13 protein-coding genes and 1 pseudogene are annotated in these 17,728 nt (G+C 43.2%); all 14 read right to left on the bottom strand.

Features of this window, described 5'->3' with window-relative positions; translation table 11 throughout:
* Positions 1–1,332: 1,332 nt before the first annotated feature.
* Complete coding sequence (locus CDW55_RS12225) at positions 1,333–3,435, bottom strand: heavy metal translocating P-type ATPase (protein ID WP_088470057.1); 2,103 nt, start codon at positions 3,433–3,435, stop codon at positions 1,333–1,335.
* Positions 3,436–3,484: 49 nt separating this feature from the next.
* The gene (locus CDW55_RS12220; RefSeq protein WP_228399659.1) at positions 3,485–4,678 is read right to left on the bottom strand and encodes an efflux RND transporter periplasmic adaptor subunit; all 1,194 of its coding nucleotides are present in this window, start codon (positions 4,676–4,678) and stop codon (positions 3,485–3,487) included.
* A 60-nt stretch (positions 4,679–4,738) separates the two neighbouring features.
* Complete coding sequence (locus tag CDW55_RS12215; RefSeq protein ID WP_088470055.1) at positions 4,739–9,067, bottom strand: CusA/CzcA family heavy metal efflux RND transporter; 4,329 nt, start codon at positions 9,065–9,067, stop codon at positions 4,739–4,741.
* Positions 9,068–9,178: 111 nt separating this feature from the next.
* Positions 9,179–9,499: a DUF6660 family protein gene (locus CDW55_RS12210; protein ID WP_143756238.1), complete on the bottom strand. Its 321-nt coding sequence runs from the start codon at positions 9,497–9,499 to the stop codon at positions 9,179–9,181.
* Between the two features lie 200 nt (positions 9,500–9,699).
* A complete protein-coding gene (locus CDW55_RS12205; protein WP_228399660.1) occupies positions 9,700–12,225 on the bottom strand; it encodes a multicopper oxidase domain-containing protein in 2,526 nt (841 codons plus the stop codon).
* 246 nt (positions 12,226–12,471) lie between these two features.
* Positions 12,472–12,579 (bottom strand): annotated as a pseudogene (locus tag CDW55_RS12620) (heavy metal-binding domain-containing protein); the annotation flags it as partial.
* Between the two features lie 43 nt (positions 12,580–12,622).
* Positions 12,623–14,749: a heavy metal translocating P-type ATPase gene (locus CDW55_RS12200; RefSeq protein ID WP_088470053.1), complete on the bottom strand. Its 2,127-nt coding sequence runs from the start codon at positions 14,747–14,749 to the stop codon at positions 12,623–12,625.
* A gap of 36 nt (positions 14,750–14,785) precedes the next feature.
* Complete coding sequence (locus CDW55_RS12580) at positions 14,786–15,094, bottom strand: DUF305 domain-containing protein (RefSeq protein WP_228399658.1); 309 nt, start codon at positions 15,092–15,094, stop codon at positions 14,786–14,788.
* A 15-nt stretch (positions 15,095–15,109) separates the two neighbouring features.
* The gene (locus CDW55_RS12575; protein ID WP_228399657.1) at positions 15,110–15,349 is read right to left on the bottom strand and encodes a hypothetical protein; all 240 of its coding nucleotides are present in this window, start codon (positions 15,347–15,349) and stop codon (positions 15,110–15,112) included.
* A gap of 38 nt (positions 15,350–15,387) precedes the next feature.
* Positions 15,388–15,597 (bottom strand): GDCCVxC domain-containing (seleno)protein, encoded by a 210-nt coding sequence (locus tag CDW55_RS12570; protein WP_082423508.1) that lies wholly within the window; start codon positions 15,595–15,597, stop codon positions 15,388–15,390.
* A gap of 15 nt (positions 15,598–15,612) precedes the next feature.
* Positions 15,613–16,242, bottom strand: coding sequence for a mercuric transport protein MerTP (gene merTP / locus CDW55_RS12185; protein ID WP_088470052.1), 630 nt, complete (start codon positions 16,240–16,242; stop codon positions 15,613–15,615).
* 87 nt (positions 16,243–16,329) lie between these two features.
* Positions 16,330–16,890: an AAA family ATPase gene (locus CDW55_RS12180; RefSeq protein ID WP_088470051.1), complete on the bottom strand. Its 561-nt coding sequence runs from the start codon at positions 16,888–16,890 to the stop codon at positions 16,330–16,332.
* 9 nt (positions 16,891–16,899) lie between these two features.
* Positions 16,900–17,196, bottom strand: a complete 297-nt coding sequence (locus CDW55_RS12175) for an MBL fold metallo-hydrolase RNA specificity domain-containing protein (protein ID WP_228399656.1) — start codon at positions 17,194–17,196, stop codon at positions 16,900–16,902.
* Between the two features lie 117 nt (positions 17,197–17,313).
* The gene (locus CDW55_RS12170) at positions 17,314–17,655 is read right to left on the bottom strand and encodes a four-helix bundle copper-binding protein (RefSeq protein WP_059333872.1); all 342 of its coding nucleotides are present in this window, start codon (positions 17,653–17,655) and stop codon (positions 17,314–17,316) included.
* Positions 17,656–17,728: the final 73 nt, after the last annotated feature.

The following is a 17,728-nucleotide window of genomic DNA, read 5'->3' as shown; positions in this document are numbered from 1 at the left end:
TTCTCTTACGTTGTTGGTAAACATAACTTTTTTTTTAAAAAATTTGCTCTTCTAAATACTATTCAAAAGAAAAAAAGAAAAAAAAGAAAGTGCTCTACCCTTCTGTAGGAAAAATGCTATGCAATATTTTTTTGCAAAAAAGATTGCCGTATCATTTTTCACGGCCATCTTTTTTGCAAAAAACCCGGCAGGGCAAGATATTGTCAGGGCATTTTTCCGATGATATACCTTTACTTTCTTTTTTTTTATTTTTTCTTATCCGGGTTTATCGATTGTTGCAGTAGGAGTTTTGTTTATTATAAAACTCAGGGAATTCGAAGCGATATTTTACTAAATCCCTTCAGCGGAGGGAAAGACAGCGGTATGCCGATGCGAGTGCTCGCAGCAGCGGCATACCGCTGTGCGCGGTAACGATAGTGAATAAACTGCCACTACACTTTTCCGCTGAAACAAAGCAGTTTATTGACTAACGGTACGGGACAAATTGTTGTAGCGAGTCTTCGATCTGGGAGTTTTTCGGGTTTTCGATTAGGGAATTATTTGCTTTTATAACCGACTTTCAAGGAAAGGAAAAGCGATGGAAAAGGCAGCTGTATGACGGTGTGCCGGAGCCGAAATAAAATAGACAAATCCCGGTATACCGGCATACTGCTGTGCGCGGTGACGGAAGCGTATAGACGGCTTTAACGGAACGGCCGGGCACGTCCGTGAAGTGGAAGCCGGCTATGTGCTGGAGGACCATGGGAAAGCTTCGGCAACTCCCTTTCGATGAACAATTACTGAAGGGGCTGGAAAGACAGCGGTATGGAGGGCAATAAAAAAAATGCGTGATGGTGCTGGAAGGGGGCAAAGGGAAAGTGATGGCAGGCGCATTTTTTTGTTGCCCGGAATACTGCTGTGCGCGGTGCCGAAGTGCATAGCCTGTTGCCTTTCCTGTCTTTTTAGAACCTGAATTCGCTACAGGCTATGGACTGCAGGCACATGGCTATTTTAGAACCGTACTTGCCGGGTAGCGCAGTGGATTGGGAAAATAGTCTTCTAAATTATAACTGACCTGGCGGCGGGAAGGCGGTGGCTTGTGTGGGCTTCGCCCAGACAAAAGGAAAGCATTTTACATAATTTCCAATTATAGGCACTATGGTGCTGGTTTGCACGTAATGAAGCACTTCGGCAGGCTCAGCACAGGCGTGCGGAATGGAGGGCAACGTTGTAGCGGCTGGCCTGTGCGTATAATTGTCATTATGTTACTTGCTGTGGCAGCGGGGATATTTTGGAGGCTCATTATTTTTGCACAATATCTCCCATAAAAAAACGGACCGAAGCCCGCTTTGTTTAAAATTTCATTTTCTGAATCCTTACCGCATTTAGTATGGCAAGCAATGCTACGCCCACATCTGCAAAGACTGCTTCCCACATCGTGGCTAACCCCCCTGCTCCTAATACCAACACCACTGCTTTTACTCCAAAGGCCAACGCGATGTTCTGCCAAACAATTTTTTTTGTTTGCTTGCCAATATTAATGGCCATTGGGATTTTTGAAGGTTTGTCGTCCTGAATTACCACATCAGCGGTTTCAATGGTGGCATCACTCCCAAGGCCACCCATCGCTATGCCAACATCACTTAAAGCTACAACCGGCGCATCGTTGACTCCGTCGCCAACAAATGCAACCGTTTCATTCCGTGCTTTTATTTCTTTGACTTTATTCACTTTATCTTCCGGCAATAAATCGCCAAAAGCATTAGGTATGCCCAGTTTTCCTGCGACAGCTTTGACCACCGTTGCTTTATCACCGCTCAACATGGTAACTTTTACTCCTAAACTTTGAAGTTTCTGTACAGTTTCGGCAGCGTCTTCTTTGATGCTATCCGCAATGGTAAGGTATCCCGCAAATTTGCCTTCATAAGCAATGGCAATCAATGTTTCTACAATATCGTTTGGATTTACATCATATTGGACATTGAATTTATCCATCAGTTTAAAGTTTCCTACAAGCAACTCTTTTCCCTGATATGATCCTTTCAAGCCATGTCCTGCTATTTCCTCTACATTGTCGAGAATAACAGTATGGTCGGGTTCACCCAGGTGTTCATGAATTGCAGTTGCCACCGGATGGGTGGATGAATTTTCGATTACATTCACTAATTTCAGAATTAACTCCCGGTCGAATTGCGGTTTCAGATTTACGGTCTGTACTTTGAAAACACCTTCAGTCATGGTTCCGGTTTTATCCATTACCACATTTTTCACCTCTGCTAACGCATCCAAAAAGTTACTACCCTTAAATAAAATTCCATTTCTGCTTGCGGCACCAATTCCACCAAAGTATCCGAGTGGAATACTAATCACTAATGCACATGGACAGGATATTACCAGGAATATAAGGGCGCGGTATAACCAGTCCCGGAAAATATATTCATCCACAAAAAAATACGGTGCCAGACAAATTGCCACGGCGAGAAACACCACAATTGGGGTATAGATGCGTGCAAATTTCCTGATGAACAATTCAGTGGGTGCTTTCTGGGCCGTAGCATTCTGTACCAATTCCAGAATCTTTGAAAGTTTCGAATCACTGTAAAGGGTATTGACCTTTACCTGCGCAACAGTATTCAGGTTAATCATCCCTGCAAGGACGGCATCATTTTTCTGTTTTGTATCCGGTTTGCTTTCGCCAGTAAGTGCTGAAGTATTGAACGACGCACTGTCTGAAATCAAAATTCCATCCAGAGCTAGTTTTTCTCCCGGTTTCAACTGGATGACCGATTCTAGTGCGACGTCTGCAGCTTTTACCGTTTGTGGGCGATTATCTACTAAGATGGTCACTTCATCAGGACGCTGATCTAACAATTCAGCGATATTACCTTTTGCCCGCTGAACGGCCAAAGTTTGGAATACTTCCCCCACGGAGTAAAACAGCATCACTGCCACCCCTTCCGGATATTCGCCAATGGCGAAAGCCCCAATAGTGGCGATGGACATGAGGAAAAACTCCGAAAACACATCTCCTTTCCGGATACTTTCAAACGCTTCTTTAAGAACCGGCAAACCTACCGGAAGATATGCTGCTGCATACCAGCCAATCCGTACCCAATCCTTGAACCAGGATTGAGGGATCAAATAATCCATCGCTAATCCCACCATCAAAATCACGAAGGAAATAATTGCAGGCAGAAACAGCTGAAACGTTGATTTCCCCTGTGCTGAATGGTCGTGACCATCATCCTCCGTATGTTCATCATCCTCGCTCAGTTTCTTAGACCCTGACGGCGATTTTTTTGCGGAACGATATGCTTTGTCAGTGATACTGCAACAGCTATCCTCGATCAGAACTTTAGCGCCTGCATCTTTGTATATCTTGCCTTCCTGCGGCGTGCAGCACAATTGATTGCCATTTTCGTCGTAGGTATGTATATGTAATTTATTATTTGACATAAGTTATATTTAATAATGTATTGTAGTTTTTATTTTGACGTACTATTTCTTAATGTCCATGACCTTCCTCTCCCTTATTATTCATTTTAGCCAAGATAAAGAAGGCATTTTTAACTACTATTTGGGCATTGTCAGGAATTGGTTTTAAAGGGGTGATTTGAGTATAACCTAAATCGGTAACTCCCTTAGCCACTGGAATTTTTTCAAATCGTACTTCCTTTTCCTCAGATTCTTTTTTATTGCTTTTTTCTCCTGACTCCGGTACATTTCCCCGATCTTCTTCGTTTTTATCATCTTGCATAATAAAGATATAATCCTGTCCCTTATCATTAACTATGGCGTCCGTAGGAACCGAGGCTGCAGTTTGGTTATCCAGACTGATAACGGCGGTTACATTCATGCCATCAATGAGACCCACGCGGTCCCCTATGACCTGTGCGTGAACAGGAACCGTTTTGCTTTCTCCTTCAAAGGCTGTACCAATTGAAGTTATTTTTGCATCATACTCTTTACCTGGACTGTTGGTAAGTGTAAAATGAATGGTTTGTCCCGGCTGTACTTTACCCAAGTCTTTTTCATATACATAGATATCTAAATGCAGGGCTGAGTTGCTTACAATTTCGGCAATTGGCGAAGCCATGTCTACATTACTCCCGATTTGCGCAATCACTTTACTTACCGTTCCGCTGATGGGCGCGCGCACCGCAAGGGACGAACTGTAACCCTGAGCTGCACCGATGCTGCCTAGCTGTTTCTGCAGTCCGGAGCGCTGGCTTCGTAATGTTGCAAGATCTGTCTGTGCCTGCTGAAATTTCTTTAACGGTGCGGCATTTCCTTTATAAAGCTGCTGGGCACGCGTTACCTCCAGCTCTGCCATCCTGATTTGGCCATTCACCTGCTGCAGCTGCTGCTGCATCACGATTAAATCGGGATTTGATATCGTTGCTATAACTTTTCCCCGCGACACATAACTTCCAGGCTGGACATACAATGAGCGCACTATACCGCTGTATGAGGGCGTGACAAATGCCTTATTCTGATTCGGCACGGTTAGCATACCGCTCACCTTGATGGTATTGGAAAGCTCCTTACTTTCGATACTGCCCATCTGGATGCCTACAGTTTTTATCTGTTCTTCGGTGAAATGTGCCACATTAGGATCTTCGTGCTCATCGGGCTTCTCTACTGCAGTTGCTTCTTTGGTTTCAGTGACTTCTGATTCTTTTTTGCATCCTGTCAACAAGACAGAGACCGCAAAAATTAGGGTGATATATTTTTTCATGTTATATTCTCTTTTGGATCCTTAATTTTTAATATAGTAGTTATATTGTATTACTGCCATGTTGTATTCGTTCAGTGCAATCAAATAGTTTTTTCTAATGTCTATAGCTTGGGTGAAAAACTGGTGCATTTCAGAAAACCCTATTTCCCCAGCTTTGTAACTCAGCATTGCCGCATCAAAAATTTGGTCTGCCTGTTGTAAACCTATGCCTTCATAATATTTAAGCATTTCAGCAGCTTTCAGAATTTCAGTATAGCTGGAGCGGGTTTGTGCCGCGAACTGATTTTCCTGATAGCGCAGCTGAGATTGTTGAATTTCGACCTCGGCTTCTGCAGACTGCAATTTGGCTTTGTAAGCAGTCTTTCCAAAAATGGGAAATTCTACAGCTACTGAAAAGCCTGTTATGGGATCCTTCATTCCGTATAATCTCTGGGAAAATATTCTTCCCGAAAAGTCAGGTTTGTTCTGCATTTTCTGAACCTCTATATTCGCCCTTGCTATTTCTATATTCTGCTGCTGCAGAGCCAATGAGGGATGAAAACTGTCTGATGGTAAATCTTCCAAATCCAATTTCTGCAAGTTTGTGTCTTCCGGCAAGTATAGCACCTGACTATTAAGAAACAGACTGAGTTGTTGCTGCTGTGCCGAAATATTCTGTTCGTTTTGCTGTCTCTGAGCCTGGAGCTCTTTCATCCGTGCCTCCGCAGCAATGTTTTCGAGACCAGCAGCTTCGCCGGTTTTGAAACGAAGATTTGCTGCTTTGTACATGGACGTATAATACTCATCAAGTTTTTGGTAGAGCTTACCAACATCCTGAAGGTACCACAACTGATAAAAAGCAGTATTTACTTCCCTTTTTATCACTGCGTCCAACATGCTTTTATTCAGCTGGTGAAATTTCAACTGCTCCTCAAAATACTTTCTTTTCGCCTTATATAAGCCCGGCCACTGGACGGATTGCTGGATTCCAATTTTAAAATCGCCATCCGGATCACTTGGTCTCATATCGTCGTTTTCTACGAAGATGCCGGTCTTAGGAATTTCACGTGCCGTTCTGGTTTCCAGTAAAGCTTTATTTACCTGGGCTGCGTTTACAGAGTACTGTAGATTATTCTCCAACGCTATTTTCACTGCATCCTTTGGTGAAATTCTTTCCTGCGCAGTAAGTGCACCTGCGGAAGAGCACAGTAAAATTACCAGCGCTACAAACGACGTGTTTTTACTATTTCTCAATTTGTTTTTGATTTGATTCTTAGAATTAAATATGATATACAGTAGGGGTAAGACAAATAAGGTAAGGAAGGTTGCTGTTACTAAGCCGCCAATTACCACGGTTGCTAATGGTCTCTGTACTTCTGCACCGCTACCATTTGAAAAGGCCATGGGAAAGAATCCGAATGAAGCTACCGCTGCAGTCATCAGGACTGGACGTAACCGTATACTGGTCCCCTGAATCACCCTTCGCAGGATATTAGTAACCCCAGATTTCTGAAGATCCTTGAAGGTGCTTACCAGCACAATACCATTCAGTACGGCTACACCAAACAGCGCGATAAATCCTACTCCTGCTGAAATGCTGAAGGGCATGTCCCTTATCATCAGTGCAAAGACCCCTCCAATAGCACTCATTGGTATTGCAGTAAAAATAAGCATGCTGTCTTTGAAGTTACGGAAGGTGAAGTACAGTAAAAGAAAAATAAGAGCTAAGGCTACAGGAACTGCTATTTGCAATCGTGAAGAAGCCTGTTTCAAATTTTCGAACGTTCCGCCATACGTATAGTAATAGCCAGCGGGCAAGATATTTGCGTCGTTCAGTTTTTTCTGAATTTCGGTTACTACACTTTCGACATCTCTATCCTTTACATTGAAACCTACGACGATGCGGCGCTTTCCATCTTCCCGACTTATCTGTGCCGGACCGTCTTTATATTCCACTTTTGCGATCTGTGAAAGCGGAATCTGGACTCCGTTTGCGGTTGGAATAAAGAGGCTGCTGACGTCCTCAATAGAGCTTCTGCTCGCACTGTCCAGACGCGCGACCAGATTGAATTTCTTTTCATCTTCAAACACTACTCCTGCTGTTTCACCAGCAAACGCAGTACTTACTGTGTGATTAATATCCTCAATATTGAGACCGTAGGAGGCGAGGCGGGCTCTGTCGTAGGTAATGGTAATTTGGGGCAATCCCACGGTCTGCTCAATTTGTGGCTCGGTGGCACCTTCCACTGTCTGCACTATTTTGGCAACTTCCGGTGCCAGTTTCGCAAGGGTGTCAATGTTCTCGCCAAATATTTTAACCGCTACGTCTTGGCGCACCCCGGTCATTAGCTCGTTGAAGCGCATTTGTATCGGTTGGGAAACTTCGAAGAACACTCCGGGAATCATTTCAAGTTTCTCCATCATCTCAGCGCTCAAATCCTCATAAGATTTACCACTATCCTTCCACTCCTTTTTGGGCTTTAAGGTAACGATCAGGTCAGTTGCTTCGGGTGGCATTGGGTCTGTAGGGACTTCGGCACTACCAGTTTTACCCACCACTGTGCTCACTTCCGGAAAAGATCTCAGAATACGGCTTGCCTGCATTGAAGTTTCAATGCTTTGAGAAAGAGAAGTACCCTGTGGTAATATACAGTGCACCGCAAAATCGCCCTCCTGTAGTTGTGGGATAAATTCACCTCCCATTCTTGAAAATAAAAACAGCGAAACAGCCAGTAATGCAATTGCTCCACCCACTACTGCATATTTAAACGCAATCGCCTTTTGCAGCAGTGGGATATAGACGCTATTGATCCCGGACATCATCCTGTCCGCGAAAGTCTTTTTTGCACTGATATTTTTAGATAGAAATAAGGCAGACATCATTGGTATATAAGTAAGGGAGAGAATTAACGCTCCTATAATTGCAAAAGACACTGTTTCTGCCATTGGGCGGAACATTTTACCTTCAATCCCCTGAAGTGAAAGAATAGGGAGATATACAATGAGGATAATTATCTGACCAAATGCCGCTGAACTCATCATCTTTTTTGCACTTGACTGCACAGCGTGATCCATCGTATGTTGAGATAACTTCTGGGAACGGTGATGGACTGCCAAGAAGTGCAGGGTAGCTTCAACAATAATTACGGCACCATCTACAATAAGCCCAAAGTCAATTGCCCCTAGACTCATCAAATTTGCACTAACGCCAAAGACGTTCATCATGCCGAGTGCAAAAAGTAGTGACAGCGGTATTGCCGAAGCAACAATAAGCCCTGCCCGTAAATTCCCGAGAAACAGAACCAAAACAAGAACGACAATCAGTGCTCCTTCGACCAAATTTGTTTCTACGGTGCGTATAGCACGATCCACTAAACTTGTTCGATCCAGAAAAGGCTCCACGATAATATCAGGCGGCAGTGATTTTTGTATAGTGACCATCTTTTCTTTGACCCGGTTTACCACATCCGCTGAATTTTCTCCTTTCAGCATCATAACAATACCACCTACCGCTTCTTTATCGCCATTATAAGTTAAGGCTCCATATCTTACAGCACTGCCGATTCGGGTTTCTGCAACATCTTTTATAAGTACCGGAATGCCATTAACAGTTTTAATAACGGTATTGGAAATATCATCTAAAGAGGAAATAAGTCCGATTCCACGGATGAAATAAGCGTTGGGTTTTTTATCGATGTAAGCACCACCTGTATTTTCGTTATTTTTCTCAAGGGTGGTGAAAATATCTGCAATGGTCACATTCATTGCTTTAAGTCTGTACGGATTGATTGCCACCTCGTACTGCTTAAGCTTACCGCCGAAACTATTAATTTCAGCTACACCAGGTGTACCGTAGAGTTGGCGGGCCACAACCCAATCCTGCATTGTTCGAAGATCGGTAGCGGAGTATTTGTCTTCTGACCCTTTTTTAGGGTGAATAACATATTGATAAATTTCTCCTAAGCCTGTGGATACCGGAGACATTTCTGGCGTACCGATACCTTGTGGAATGTTTTCCTCGGCCTCTTTCAGTTTTTCAGTAATCAGTTGACGGGCAAAGTAAATATCCACGCTTTCATCAAAGACTACAGTAACCACGGACAATCCAAATCGTGAAATAGACCTCATTTCGGTAATTCCCGGTATGTTGGCGAGGCTCTGTTCAATTGGATAGGTGACCAACTGTTCTGTTTCCTGTGCGGCTAATGTGGGTGTACTGGTAATGATCTGAACCTGATTATTTGTAATATCCGGTACGGCATCCAGCGGGAGTTTAGTAGCACTATACACGCCCCAGATGATTAGTGCGAAAGTCATGAGCCCAATTATGAGCTTATTCTTTACACTAAACTGTATAATTTTATATAGCATTTGTAAAAATTAAGGTTAATTGAAGGATAAAGCATGTTCCGTATTGTTCACGGAAATGCACGACTATTTAATAGTCGTATAATCCTACGAAATAAATCCGAAGGAAAAGTATTAACCTATTTTGGGGGGTTGCCAGACACCGGCATTGAAAAGGAGACTGTAACCGTATCCTGATTCAGTAATATCTGCTTTTACTAAAAGAAAAATTTTTTCAGGAAGTAAGTTTTTAATTTGCGAAACAGCCATTGACATACCGCAACAGTTGCACACGCAGAAGGGCGTACAAAGGTCCGTATGTTCATCCTGACTTTGCTCCAAATGAACATCCTCTGCCACACACACCTTGTCGCCGAAACCACTCGCTGCATCGCTGCAAGGTACTACGGTAAGTGCCATAAAGAATAAGGATAAAAGAAAGGCAAAAATTTTCACGGGGCTAATTTAATAAAAATATATTTACTTCAATTTATGTCTTAGCTCATATTACTGCAATGATTCCTCAGGTTGTAGGCTGGTATTGTTTGCCTCATGAGAATCTGTGTTTCCGGCGGTCGTTATACGCTGTAAAAAAGAGTGCAACCGGTCTTTATTTGGCAGCTGCACTCTTTAAAATTGACACAATAAAAACTCCTTTAATAGTTCAGTGTAATCCCTGCACCCCAGCTCATATCGCTGTCGTAGTGGGTTGAGATTCCGATATTTTTTGTGACGATATATTTAAGACCTGCCATATATTCTTTGTCGGTATTGACCATGAATGCCCCGCGCAAACGCGCAGTCAACGGAATGTCTTCACGTTTCAGCTGGAACCTTACAATTCCGTCTGTAAATATTTCTGCCTGCAGGTCCACCAACATCGGGAGTTTATACATGATACCAGCGCTGAAAGTTTTTCTTTCATCTTTAGTAGATGCCTGTCCAAAAAGGTTTTTTTCGATATTATTCCTGTCAATCTTTCTATAATGGTAGTTAAATCCGATAAATGGTTTCAGCCACTGCATACGGTCCACATACCTGCCGAGTTGCGTTTCCACCTCGTAGCCGTGATGGGGATTGTAACCTAAACGCCATTCTGTTCCCAATTCCCAGCGGGCATTTGAAATTCTCGCCATCCCGTCGTTACCATTGGTGGCGAAATCGTTTTCGGCCATCAGGTGCCACATGTTACTTTCGCGCTGAAGCTTTTTGTAAGCTGAAGCTTTATCGGGCAGCAAAGGATTCTGATAATCACCAACAGCAAAAACACGGTTCATCCCCGCCATCATGTGATAGAGGATGTGACAGTGGAAAAACCAGTCCCCGTCAGTTTTAGCTTCAAATTCGATGACATTAGTTTCCATCGGCATAATATCCAACACATTTTTGAGGGGTGCCTGAACACCATTTTTGTTGAGTACCCGAAAATCAAAACCGTGCAGGTGCATCGGGTGACGCATCATTGAGTTATTGAAAAGGGTAATGCGGAGAATTTCCCCTTTCTTCACCAATATTTTGTCCGATTCTGCCAGGACTCTATCGTCCATGCTCCAAACGTAGCGGTTCATGTTTCCCGTAAGGGTAAACTTGAGCTCGCGCACGGGACTGTCTTTCGGGAGTGAAGTGTCATAAGGCGACTTCATCATTCCGTAATTCAATGTGGTAATCCCTGACGCAGGCATCTGGTGCTTTGAATGATCCATTTGCGCATCGTTGTTGTCCATCTTGTCCATCGGCATTGCTGCATTATTTTCAGCACTAATTTCAGGATACATCACCTGATTCATATCCATCGTCTGATAACTCATCTTCATGCCCATATCTTTCATGTCACCGTTCATCTTCATCATGTCGTTCATCATCTTCATCCCTTCAAAGTATTTGAGTTTGGGTAATGGATCATGGGATTTCGTAGCTCCTTCTCCAATATAAACAGATGCTGATTTCGTTCGGTCTTCGGGGGTAACGAGGAGTTCATAGGAGGTGTTTTCTTCCGGAATTTCAACTACAATATCCACAGTTTCAGAAACAGCAAGGATTAGACGGTCTACCTCCACGGGTTCAATATCCAGTCCGTCACTGGCCACTACTTTAATTTTTCCGCCCGCATAATTAAGCCAGAAATAGGAGGAAGCACCGCCGTTGGCTATTTGCAGCCGTACTTTGTCACCGGCTTTGTATCCTGCCAGCTGGCTTTCGGTTTTCCCGTTAACCAGAAATGCGTCATAGTAAACGTCGCTCACATCCATGGCCAGCATGCGCTTCCACTCATTGGTAAGCTTGGTTTTGAAATGTCCCTGTTTTATGGCTTCAGAATAGCTCTGCGTAGCGCCCTTCTTGATTGCGAACCAGTCGTTCGCATTGCGGAGCATCCGCTGAACATTATTGGGGTTCAGGTTTGTCCACTCGCTCAGGATAAGCTGCTCCGTGGGCAAATCATCAATCCCCGGTCGGAAAGTAGGATCTTCGGGACGTTTTTTCAGAATCATCATCCCATACATTCCAATCTGCTCCTGCAGACCAGTATGTGAGTGATACCAGTGGGTTCCGTTTTGGATGATCGGAAACGAATACGTGTAGGTTGAATGTGGTGGAATGGGTTTCTGGGTAAGCCAGGGAACCCCATCTTCTTTATTTGGAAGATGAAGACCGTGCCAGTGCAGAGAAGTTTCTTCGTCCATTAAATTATGGACAATAACTTCCGCCGTATCGCCCTCATAAAACTCCAGCTTTGGCATCGGAATCTGCCCGTTTACGGCAATGGCGCGTTTCTGTTTGCCCGCGAAATTTACCAGGGTGTCTTTAACATAAAGATGGTAGGTCACTTTGCGTCCGCCTTTTAGGTGCTTTTCGGGCATCGGCATGACCATTTTGTGTTCACTAAGTATCTGCATGTTTCCATGTGCAGAATGATCTTCCTTCTTTCCTTTTTGAGGGACCAGATTCATACCGCACTTGGGACACTTTCCGGGTTTGTCCGAAATCACCTCGGGATGCATCGGACAGGTGTAACCTTTTTGCGCTGCTTCATGCTGATGCGGATCTGAAGTTTGATGTTCGGGGGTTTTGCCGGTACCCTGATGCCGGCCGCTTTCCTTTTGAGGAACCAGATTCATACCGCACTTGGGACACTTTCCGGGTTTGTCCGAAACCACCTCGGGGTGCATCGGACAAGTGTACATCTTTTGCGCTGCTTCATGCTGATTATGATCTGAAGTTTGATGTTGTGGGGTCTTAACGGCGGCTGGATCTTTCGGTGTTGGTTTAGCCTTTGGCAGGACCGTTTTTTTAACTTCCGTTACCGTCTTTGTTTTTGCAGCGGTAATTTCAGATTTCTTAGCCGTAGTTTTTTTAACTGCTGTAACTTTTTTAGGAGCAGCTGCGGGTTTGGCTGCCGGTTTTTTTTCGGTGATGGTTTTCTTCACCAAGGTCATACCGCAAATGGGGCAGTTACCGGGTGCTGATTTCACCACCTGCGGATGCATCGGGCAGGTGTACACGGTTTTGGTGCTTTGTGAATAACTGTTTATGGACATTGCCATAAATAGAAAGAGCGAAAATATATATTTCATCTTGTGATTATTTAATTTTTAACAAACTTGCATTAAGTGCGACCACGATGGTGCTTACACTCATCAGCACTGCGCCCATGGCGGGACTCAGGACAAATGTGGGATACAGAACACCTGCAGCAAGTGGAATAGCCACGACGTTGTAGCCCACTGCCCATACGAGATTCTGGATCATCTTGTTGTAGGTTTTCTTTCCAAAATCTATCATTTTCACCACGTCTCGAGGGTCACTGTTGACCAGAATAATATCTGCGGTTTCGGCAGCAACATCAGTTCCGCTGCCAACTGCAATGCCTACATCTGCTGCTGCCAAAGCCGGTGCATCATTTACGCCGTCACCTGTCATGGCAACGATTTCTCCTTTATCCTGAAATTCTTTTACTTTTTCCTGTTTGTGGTGCGGAAGTACATTTGCCAAATATCCGTCCATTCCTAACTGCTTTGACACCGCCGCCGCTACCTTTTCGTTATCACCTGTAAGCAGGAATGATTTAATGTTCATGCTTCGAAGTTGGTCAATAGCTTCTTTTGCGCCTTCGCGAATGGTATCTGCTAAAGAAACAATACCCACGGGCACGTCATCAATCAAAATAAAGTTCACTGTTTCTGCATCCTGGTTGATTTCTTCCGGAATGGCAGGTACCTGTTTATTGTTTTGAACAAAATAATTAGGACCAGCCGCGACAACCGATTTACCGTTTACGATTCCTGTCACTCCAATTCCCTGCATGTAGCGGAAATTGTCTGACTTCCATAGCTCGAGTTTTTTCTCGGAAAGGGTCTGCATGATTCCTTTTGCAATGTGATGTTCGGAGTTCTGCTGCACTGCTGCTGCATACTGGAGTAAATCGTTTTCCGAATAGTGTTCCGTTAGAGGAATGATTTTCTGCACAGTGTGGGAGCCTTTCGTAAGGGTGCCGGTTTTATCGAAAATAATGGTCGATAATTTTCTGGTGGTTTCAAAAGCCGTGCGGTTTCTGATGAGTAAACCATTTGTCGCTGAAAGTGTAGTGGAAATGGCCACCACCAGAGGTATTGCCACTCCTAAAGCATGAGGGCAGGCCGTTACCATTACCGTTACCATCCGTTCCAGAGCAAAAGCCAAATCTCCCATGGTGATGTACCAGTAAGCGAAAGTTCCTACTCCCACCACAATTGCTACTATAGTAAGCCATTTGGCTACTTTATCCGCCAGATTCTGAGTGTTCGACTTTGCTGCCTGCGCATCCTGAACCAAATTAATGACCTTATTGAGGTACGAATCCTTTCCAACCCCTGTTGCTTTTATCTTTAAAGCTCCGTCTCCATTGATAGACCCTGCGATAACCTTTCCACCGGACTCTTTTCTTACAGGAACACTTTCTCCGGTCAGCATGCTTTCATTTAAATAGGAACTGCCCTCGACAATCAGACCGTCAGCGGCGACTTTTTCGCCCGGTCTTATGATTACGGTATCTCCGTTTTTCAGCTGTTCCAGTTTTATTTTAACCGGACTTCCGTTATGCTCGACGGTTACGTCATTTGGTAGCAATTCCACTAAGGATTGTAACGCTTTTGAAGCTGCCATCTGTGAACGCATTTCGAGCCAATGACCCAGAAGCATGATGACAATTAGGGTGGCGAGCTCCCAAAAGAAATCCATGCCCGGCAGCCCGAATACGACGGCAACGGAATAGACATAAGCTACGGTAATCGCCAAAGCAACGAGCGTCATCATCCCAATAGCTCCGGCTTTCACTTCGCCCAAAAACCCTTTGAAAAAAGGCATTCCACCGTAGAAATAAATAATACTTCCCAAAACCAACAGCACGTATTTATCGCCTTGAAAAGCTATGGTGAAACCAAGCCACTGCTGAATCATGTGGGAAAGCAGCAGCACCGGGACAGAAAGTACCAGTGTAATCCAGAATCTTTTTAGAAAATCCGAAGTATGATGACCTGCATGTTTGTCAAATCCCGCCGCTGAACTATCAGATTCTGAGTGATGATCATGATTCTGATGATGATGGCTGCGTTCGTCTTTTTCAGGTCGGGCGGTTCCTCCCAAGGGAATTAAGTTCATTCCGCAAAGTGGACATTTCCCCGGTTCGTCCTTCAATATCTGGGGATGCATGGGACAGGTGTATTTTGTCATAATTTAATTTTTTGCGTTAAATTCTGCTATTTGAGATTACTTCCGGGTTTGAAGTTCCTTAATTTTCGCCCTCATGACGGCAATTTCCTCCTCCTGTGCTTTGATAATTTCCTCGCCCAACTTTCTCACTTCCGGATCGACCAGATTACTTTCTTCGACCATAAGAATAGCCCCTGCATGGTGTGGAATCATGGACTTTAGGAACTGGACATCTCCCACGGCTGTCTGCTGCCGAATGCCAGACCAAAACAGCACCATCGCCAACACACCGACACCCATCAGTACCTTGTTGAGTTTTTTATTGGGATACATCTTTGCCATTAACAGCAGTTCGATGATCAACATAGGAGAAGCCATTAGTCAGGCCATATAAAACTGATTGATATTGGGAATCACATTGGATAACCGATCAACCATCGCATACATTAATATAAACATGGATACGAAGGAAATGAGAAGCATCCAAAACAACTTTTTGTATGCCCCGCTGTGATCCATTTGTTCACTTTCTTTTTTTGAATCCATATTCTGTGTAGAATGAGTTTTCCCCGAGGCACTATGGTCCGGAGAAACTTTGTGGCTGTGCGTTGATTTGTCCATTAAAATGGTTTTTGTTATTTAGTTAAACGTAAGGACTTTTAGCAACATTTCTTGTCCTGCTGAACTGGGGGACAAGGCACTGTTCCGTAACTGCAATACACACAGCAGTCGCCCTGTTTTGGTTTTAAAACGATCCTGCATTTTTCGCATTCGTAGAAATACTGGCAAGAATCTGTAGGCATTGTTTCCTCCTTCCTGTGTCCGCAATTGGGGCAGGTGATTATTGACTGTAATTTGACTGTATTCATCTGTTTAATAATTTATTATGGTTTTTCAGGACCAAGGGTTTCCAATTGATATTCTTTTTTGTCAGTTACTACATATCCGGTAGCGTTTATGGCGTTTTCGATTTCATCAATGTTTGTTTTTGAATCATCAAATTTCACAACTGCATTTTTGTTTTCGTACGAAGAATCTGAACTTATAATTCCCGTCAGTTTATTTACTTCGCTATTGACATGTTCACCACAGCTTGCGCAGGTCATACCACTAATTGTAAATTCTATTTTACGGATATTAGATTGATCTACTATTATAATTTGCTTTTCTGTTTTTGGATAGAAAACAGCTGAATAGTAGGGGAAGGCAAGCATAACGACTGCAAATAGGGTAACAATCCCTAAAAACATTTTCGACTGCGTGAATGGTATTTTTTCATCTTTCTCGCAGCTACAGTCTAATTGTTTTTTGGGTTTTAGTTTAAGATACCAGGCAAAACCAAGAACGAAAACTGTTAACGCGATTAAATAAGGCCGTAAAGGTTCGAGCCAGGAAAAAGTCGCAGCAATTCCGCTTGTTCCTGCTATTAAAACCAATACTGGTGTAATACAACACAATGAAGCGGTAACTGCTGTCAAAAGTCCTGCTCCGATTAATTTTCTGTCTGTTTTCATATTGTTTTAAGTTTCTACTTGATATTTAAAGATCTAAATTAATGCTAATTTCAAAAATAGATTTATTTTGTTTGACAATGGTTTTTCTTATAAATTATTTAAAATATATTGAACTCTTTCTGCAGGAGGCAAAACCGGAACAAAAACGATAGGGAAACCGAGATTGGTATAAGTTTCTATTATTAACATATGAATTACTTTTTGATCGTCTTCATTTTCCGTTCTCGCGTAGTCTTTGGTAAAAGGCAATCGGTCTAAAATAAAGATTTTTTTGTAGGAAACCCGGTTGACGGCATTAAGTAACTTTTCATCATAATCCAAGTTTAAAAATTGATAATAAGCCATTGCGTCCGGGATAGCCCTGTCCAAAAAAACCATATCCTCCTTATTGAGCGATCCTTCTTGGGCAATCTGCATATCTAACACGCCCAATTGAAATTTCTTCTTATTGCTTCTAATTTCTTTAACGGAATTTCCTTCATTATGCATGGTATCAATGTAATGCCTTGCGTGTTCTATTGTCGTATGGTAACCTTGCTTCTGAAGCAAATCAATGGTCGTTGTTTTTCCGGTACTGGGTCCGCCGGTAATCACATACCAGTTGGTCTCTTCTGAATGCTTGATTTTACTGGCCCTTATATGATTCATATCTCCAAATTATAATTCTTCAATATCATAAAGTTGCGGTATTTGGGAATCCCAGCCGTAGGTTTCTTTTATGCCCAGCTGCAGCGCTTCTGCGCCTTCCTTCTCCCCATGTACGATGAAAATTCTTTCCGGAATATTTGTTATTCCATTCATCCAGCCAAGGAGTTCATTGTGGTCTGCATGTGAAGACAGTCCTTCAATTTCCGCTACTTCCATATTGAACGGCACCCATTTTCCGTACACTTTTAATTCTTTCTCACCCTCCAATAATTTTCTTCCACGGGTTCCTTCGGCCTGATAGCCCACAAAAAGCAGGGTATTATCATAGTTTTATGCCTGGGTTTCAAGGTAGTTGATTTTAATTTGGTCGTTAGGATGTAGATAAAAAGAGTGGCAATCATTAAAATCACCACCCGTTTTAAATTACGCTGCCATTTTCCGGCATTCTTCGGCGCATTTTCTACAAGCTTCTGCACATTCACGGCAATGATCCATTCCATGTTGTGCATGTTTTTCACATTCTGCAGCACATGCTTCACAGATGTCGGCACAAATGCGGCAAATTTCTTTTGCTTTGTCGCTGCCGAGGCTCATTAACTGTGCTGAGGCATAGCAGATCGCTGCGCATTCCATGTCTAACTGAATGCATCTCGCCATCATTTTTACATCTTCTTCCTCAGTGCATGATGAAGCACAGTGATTACATATTGCAGCACATTTTAAACATGCTTCAATACAACTTTGGTACGTGTGATAACCTGTCATAATTGTTGGTTTTTATGTTAATAAATAGGTTGGTTTTTTCAATAAATATGCAGTTCCTGCGCTGATCCTGTCG

The organism is Chryseobacterium sp. VAUSW3, from assembly GCF_002205795.1.
Lineage (GTDB): Bacteria > Bacteroidota > Bacteroidia > Flavobacteriales > Weeksellaceae > Kaistella > Kaistella yananensis.
This window is presented reverse-complemented; position numbering and strand designations above follow the sequence as displayed.

What these genes read in the sequence shown, in the direction of transcription:
- CDW55_RS12225 (WP_088470057.1), bottom strand. Translation starts at nt 3,435, where the DNA reads ATGTCAAATAATAAATTACATATACATACCTACGACGAAAATGGCAAT.
- CDW55_RS12215 (WP_088470055.1), bottom strand. Translation starts at nt 9,067, where the DNA reads ATGCTATATAAAATTATACAGTTTAGTGTAAAGAATAAGCTCATAATT.
- CDW55_RS12205 (WP_228399660.1), bottom strand. Translation starts at nt 12,225, where the DNA reads ATGTACACTTGTCCGATGCACCCCGAGGTGGTTTCGGACAAACCCGGA.
- CDW55_RS12200 (WP_088470053.1), bottom strand. Translation starts at nt 14,749, where the DNA reads ATGACAAAATACACCTGTCCCATGCATCCCCAGATATTGAAGGACGAA.
- CDW55_RS12580 (WP_228399658.1), bottom strand. Translation starts at nt 15,094, where the DNA reads ATGTTGATCATCGAACTGCTGTTAATGGCAAAGATGTATCCCAATAAA.
- CDW55_RS12575 (WP_228399657.1), bottom strand. Translation starts at nt 15,349, where the DNA reads ATGGACAAATCAACGCACAGCCACAAAGTTTCTCCGGACCATAGTGCC.
- CDW55_RS12570 (WP_082423508.1), bottom strand. Translation starts at nt 15,597, where the DNA reads ATGAATACAGTCAAATTACAGTCAATAATCACCTGCCCCAATTGCGGA.
- merTP (WP_088470052.1), bottom strand. Translation starts at nt 16,242, where the DNA reads ATGAAAACAGACAGAAAATTAATCGGAGCAGGACTTTTGACAGCAGTT.
- CDW55_RS12180 (WP_088470051.1), bottom strand. Translation starts at nt 16,890, where the DNA reads ATGAATCATATAAGGGCCAGTAAAATCAAGCATTCAGAAGAGACCAAC.
- CDW55_RS12170 (WP_059333872.1), bottom strand. Translation starts at nt 17,655, where the DNA reads ATGACAGGTTATCACACGTACCAAAGTTGTATTGAAGCATGTTTAAAA.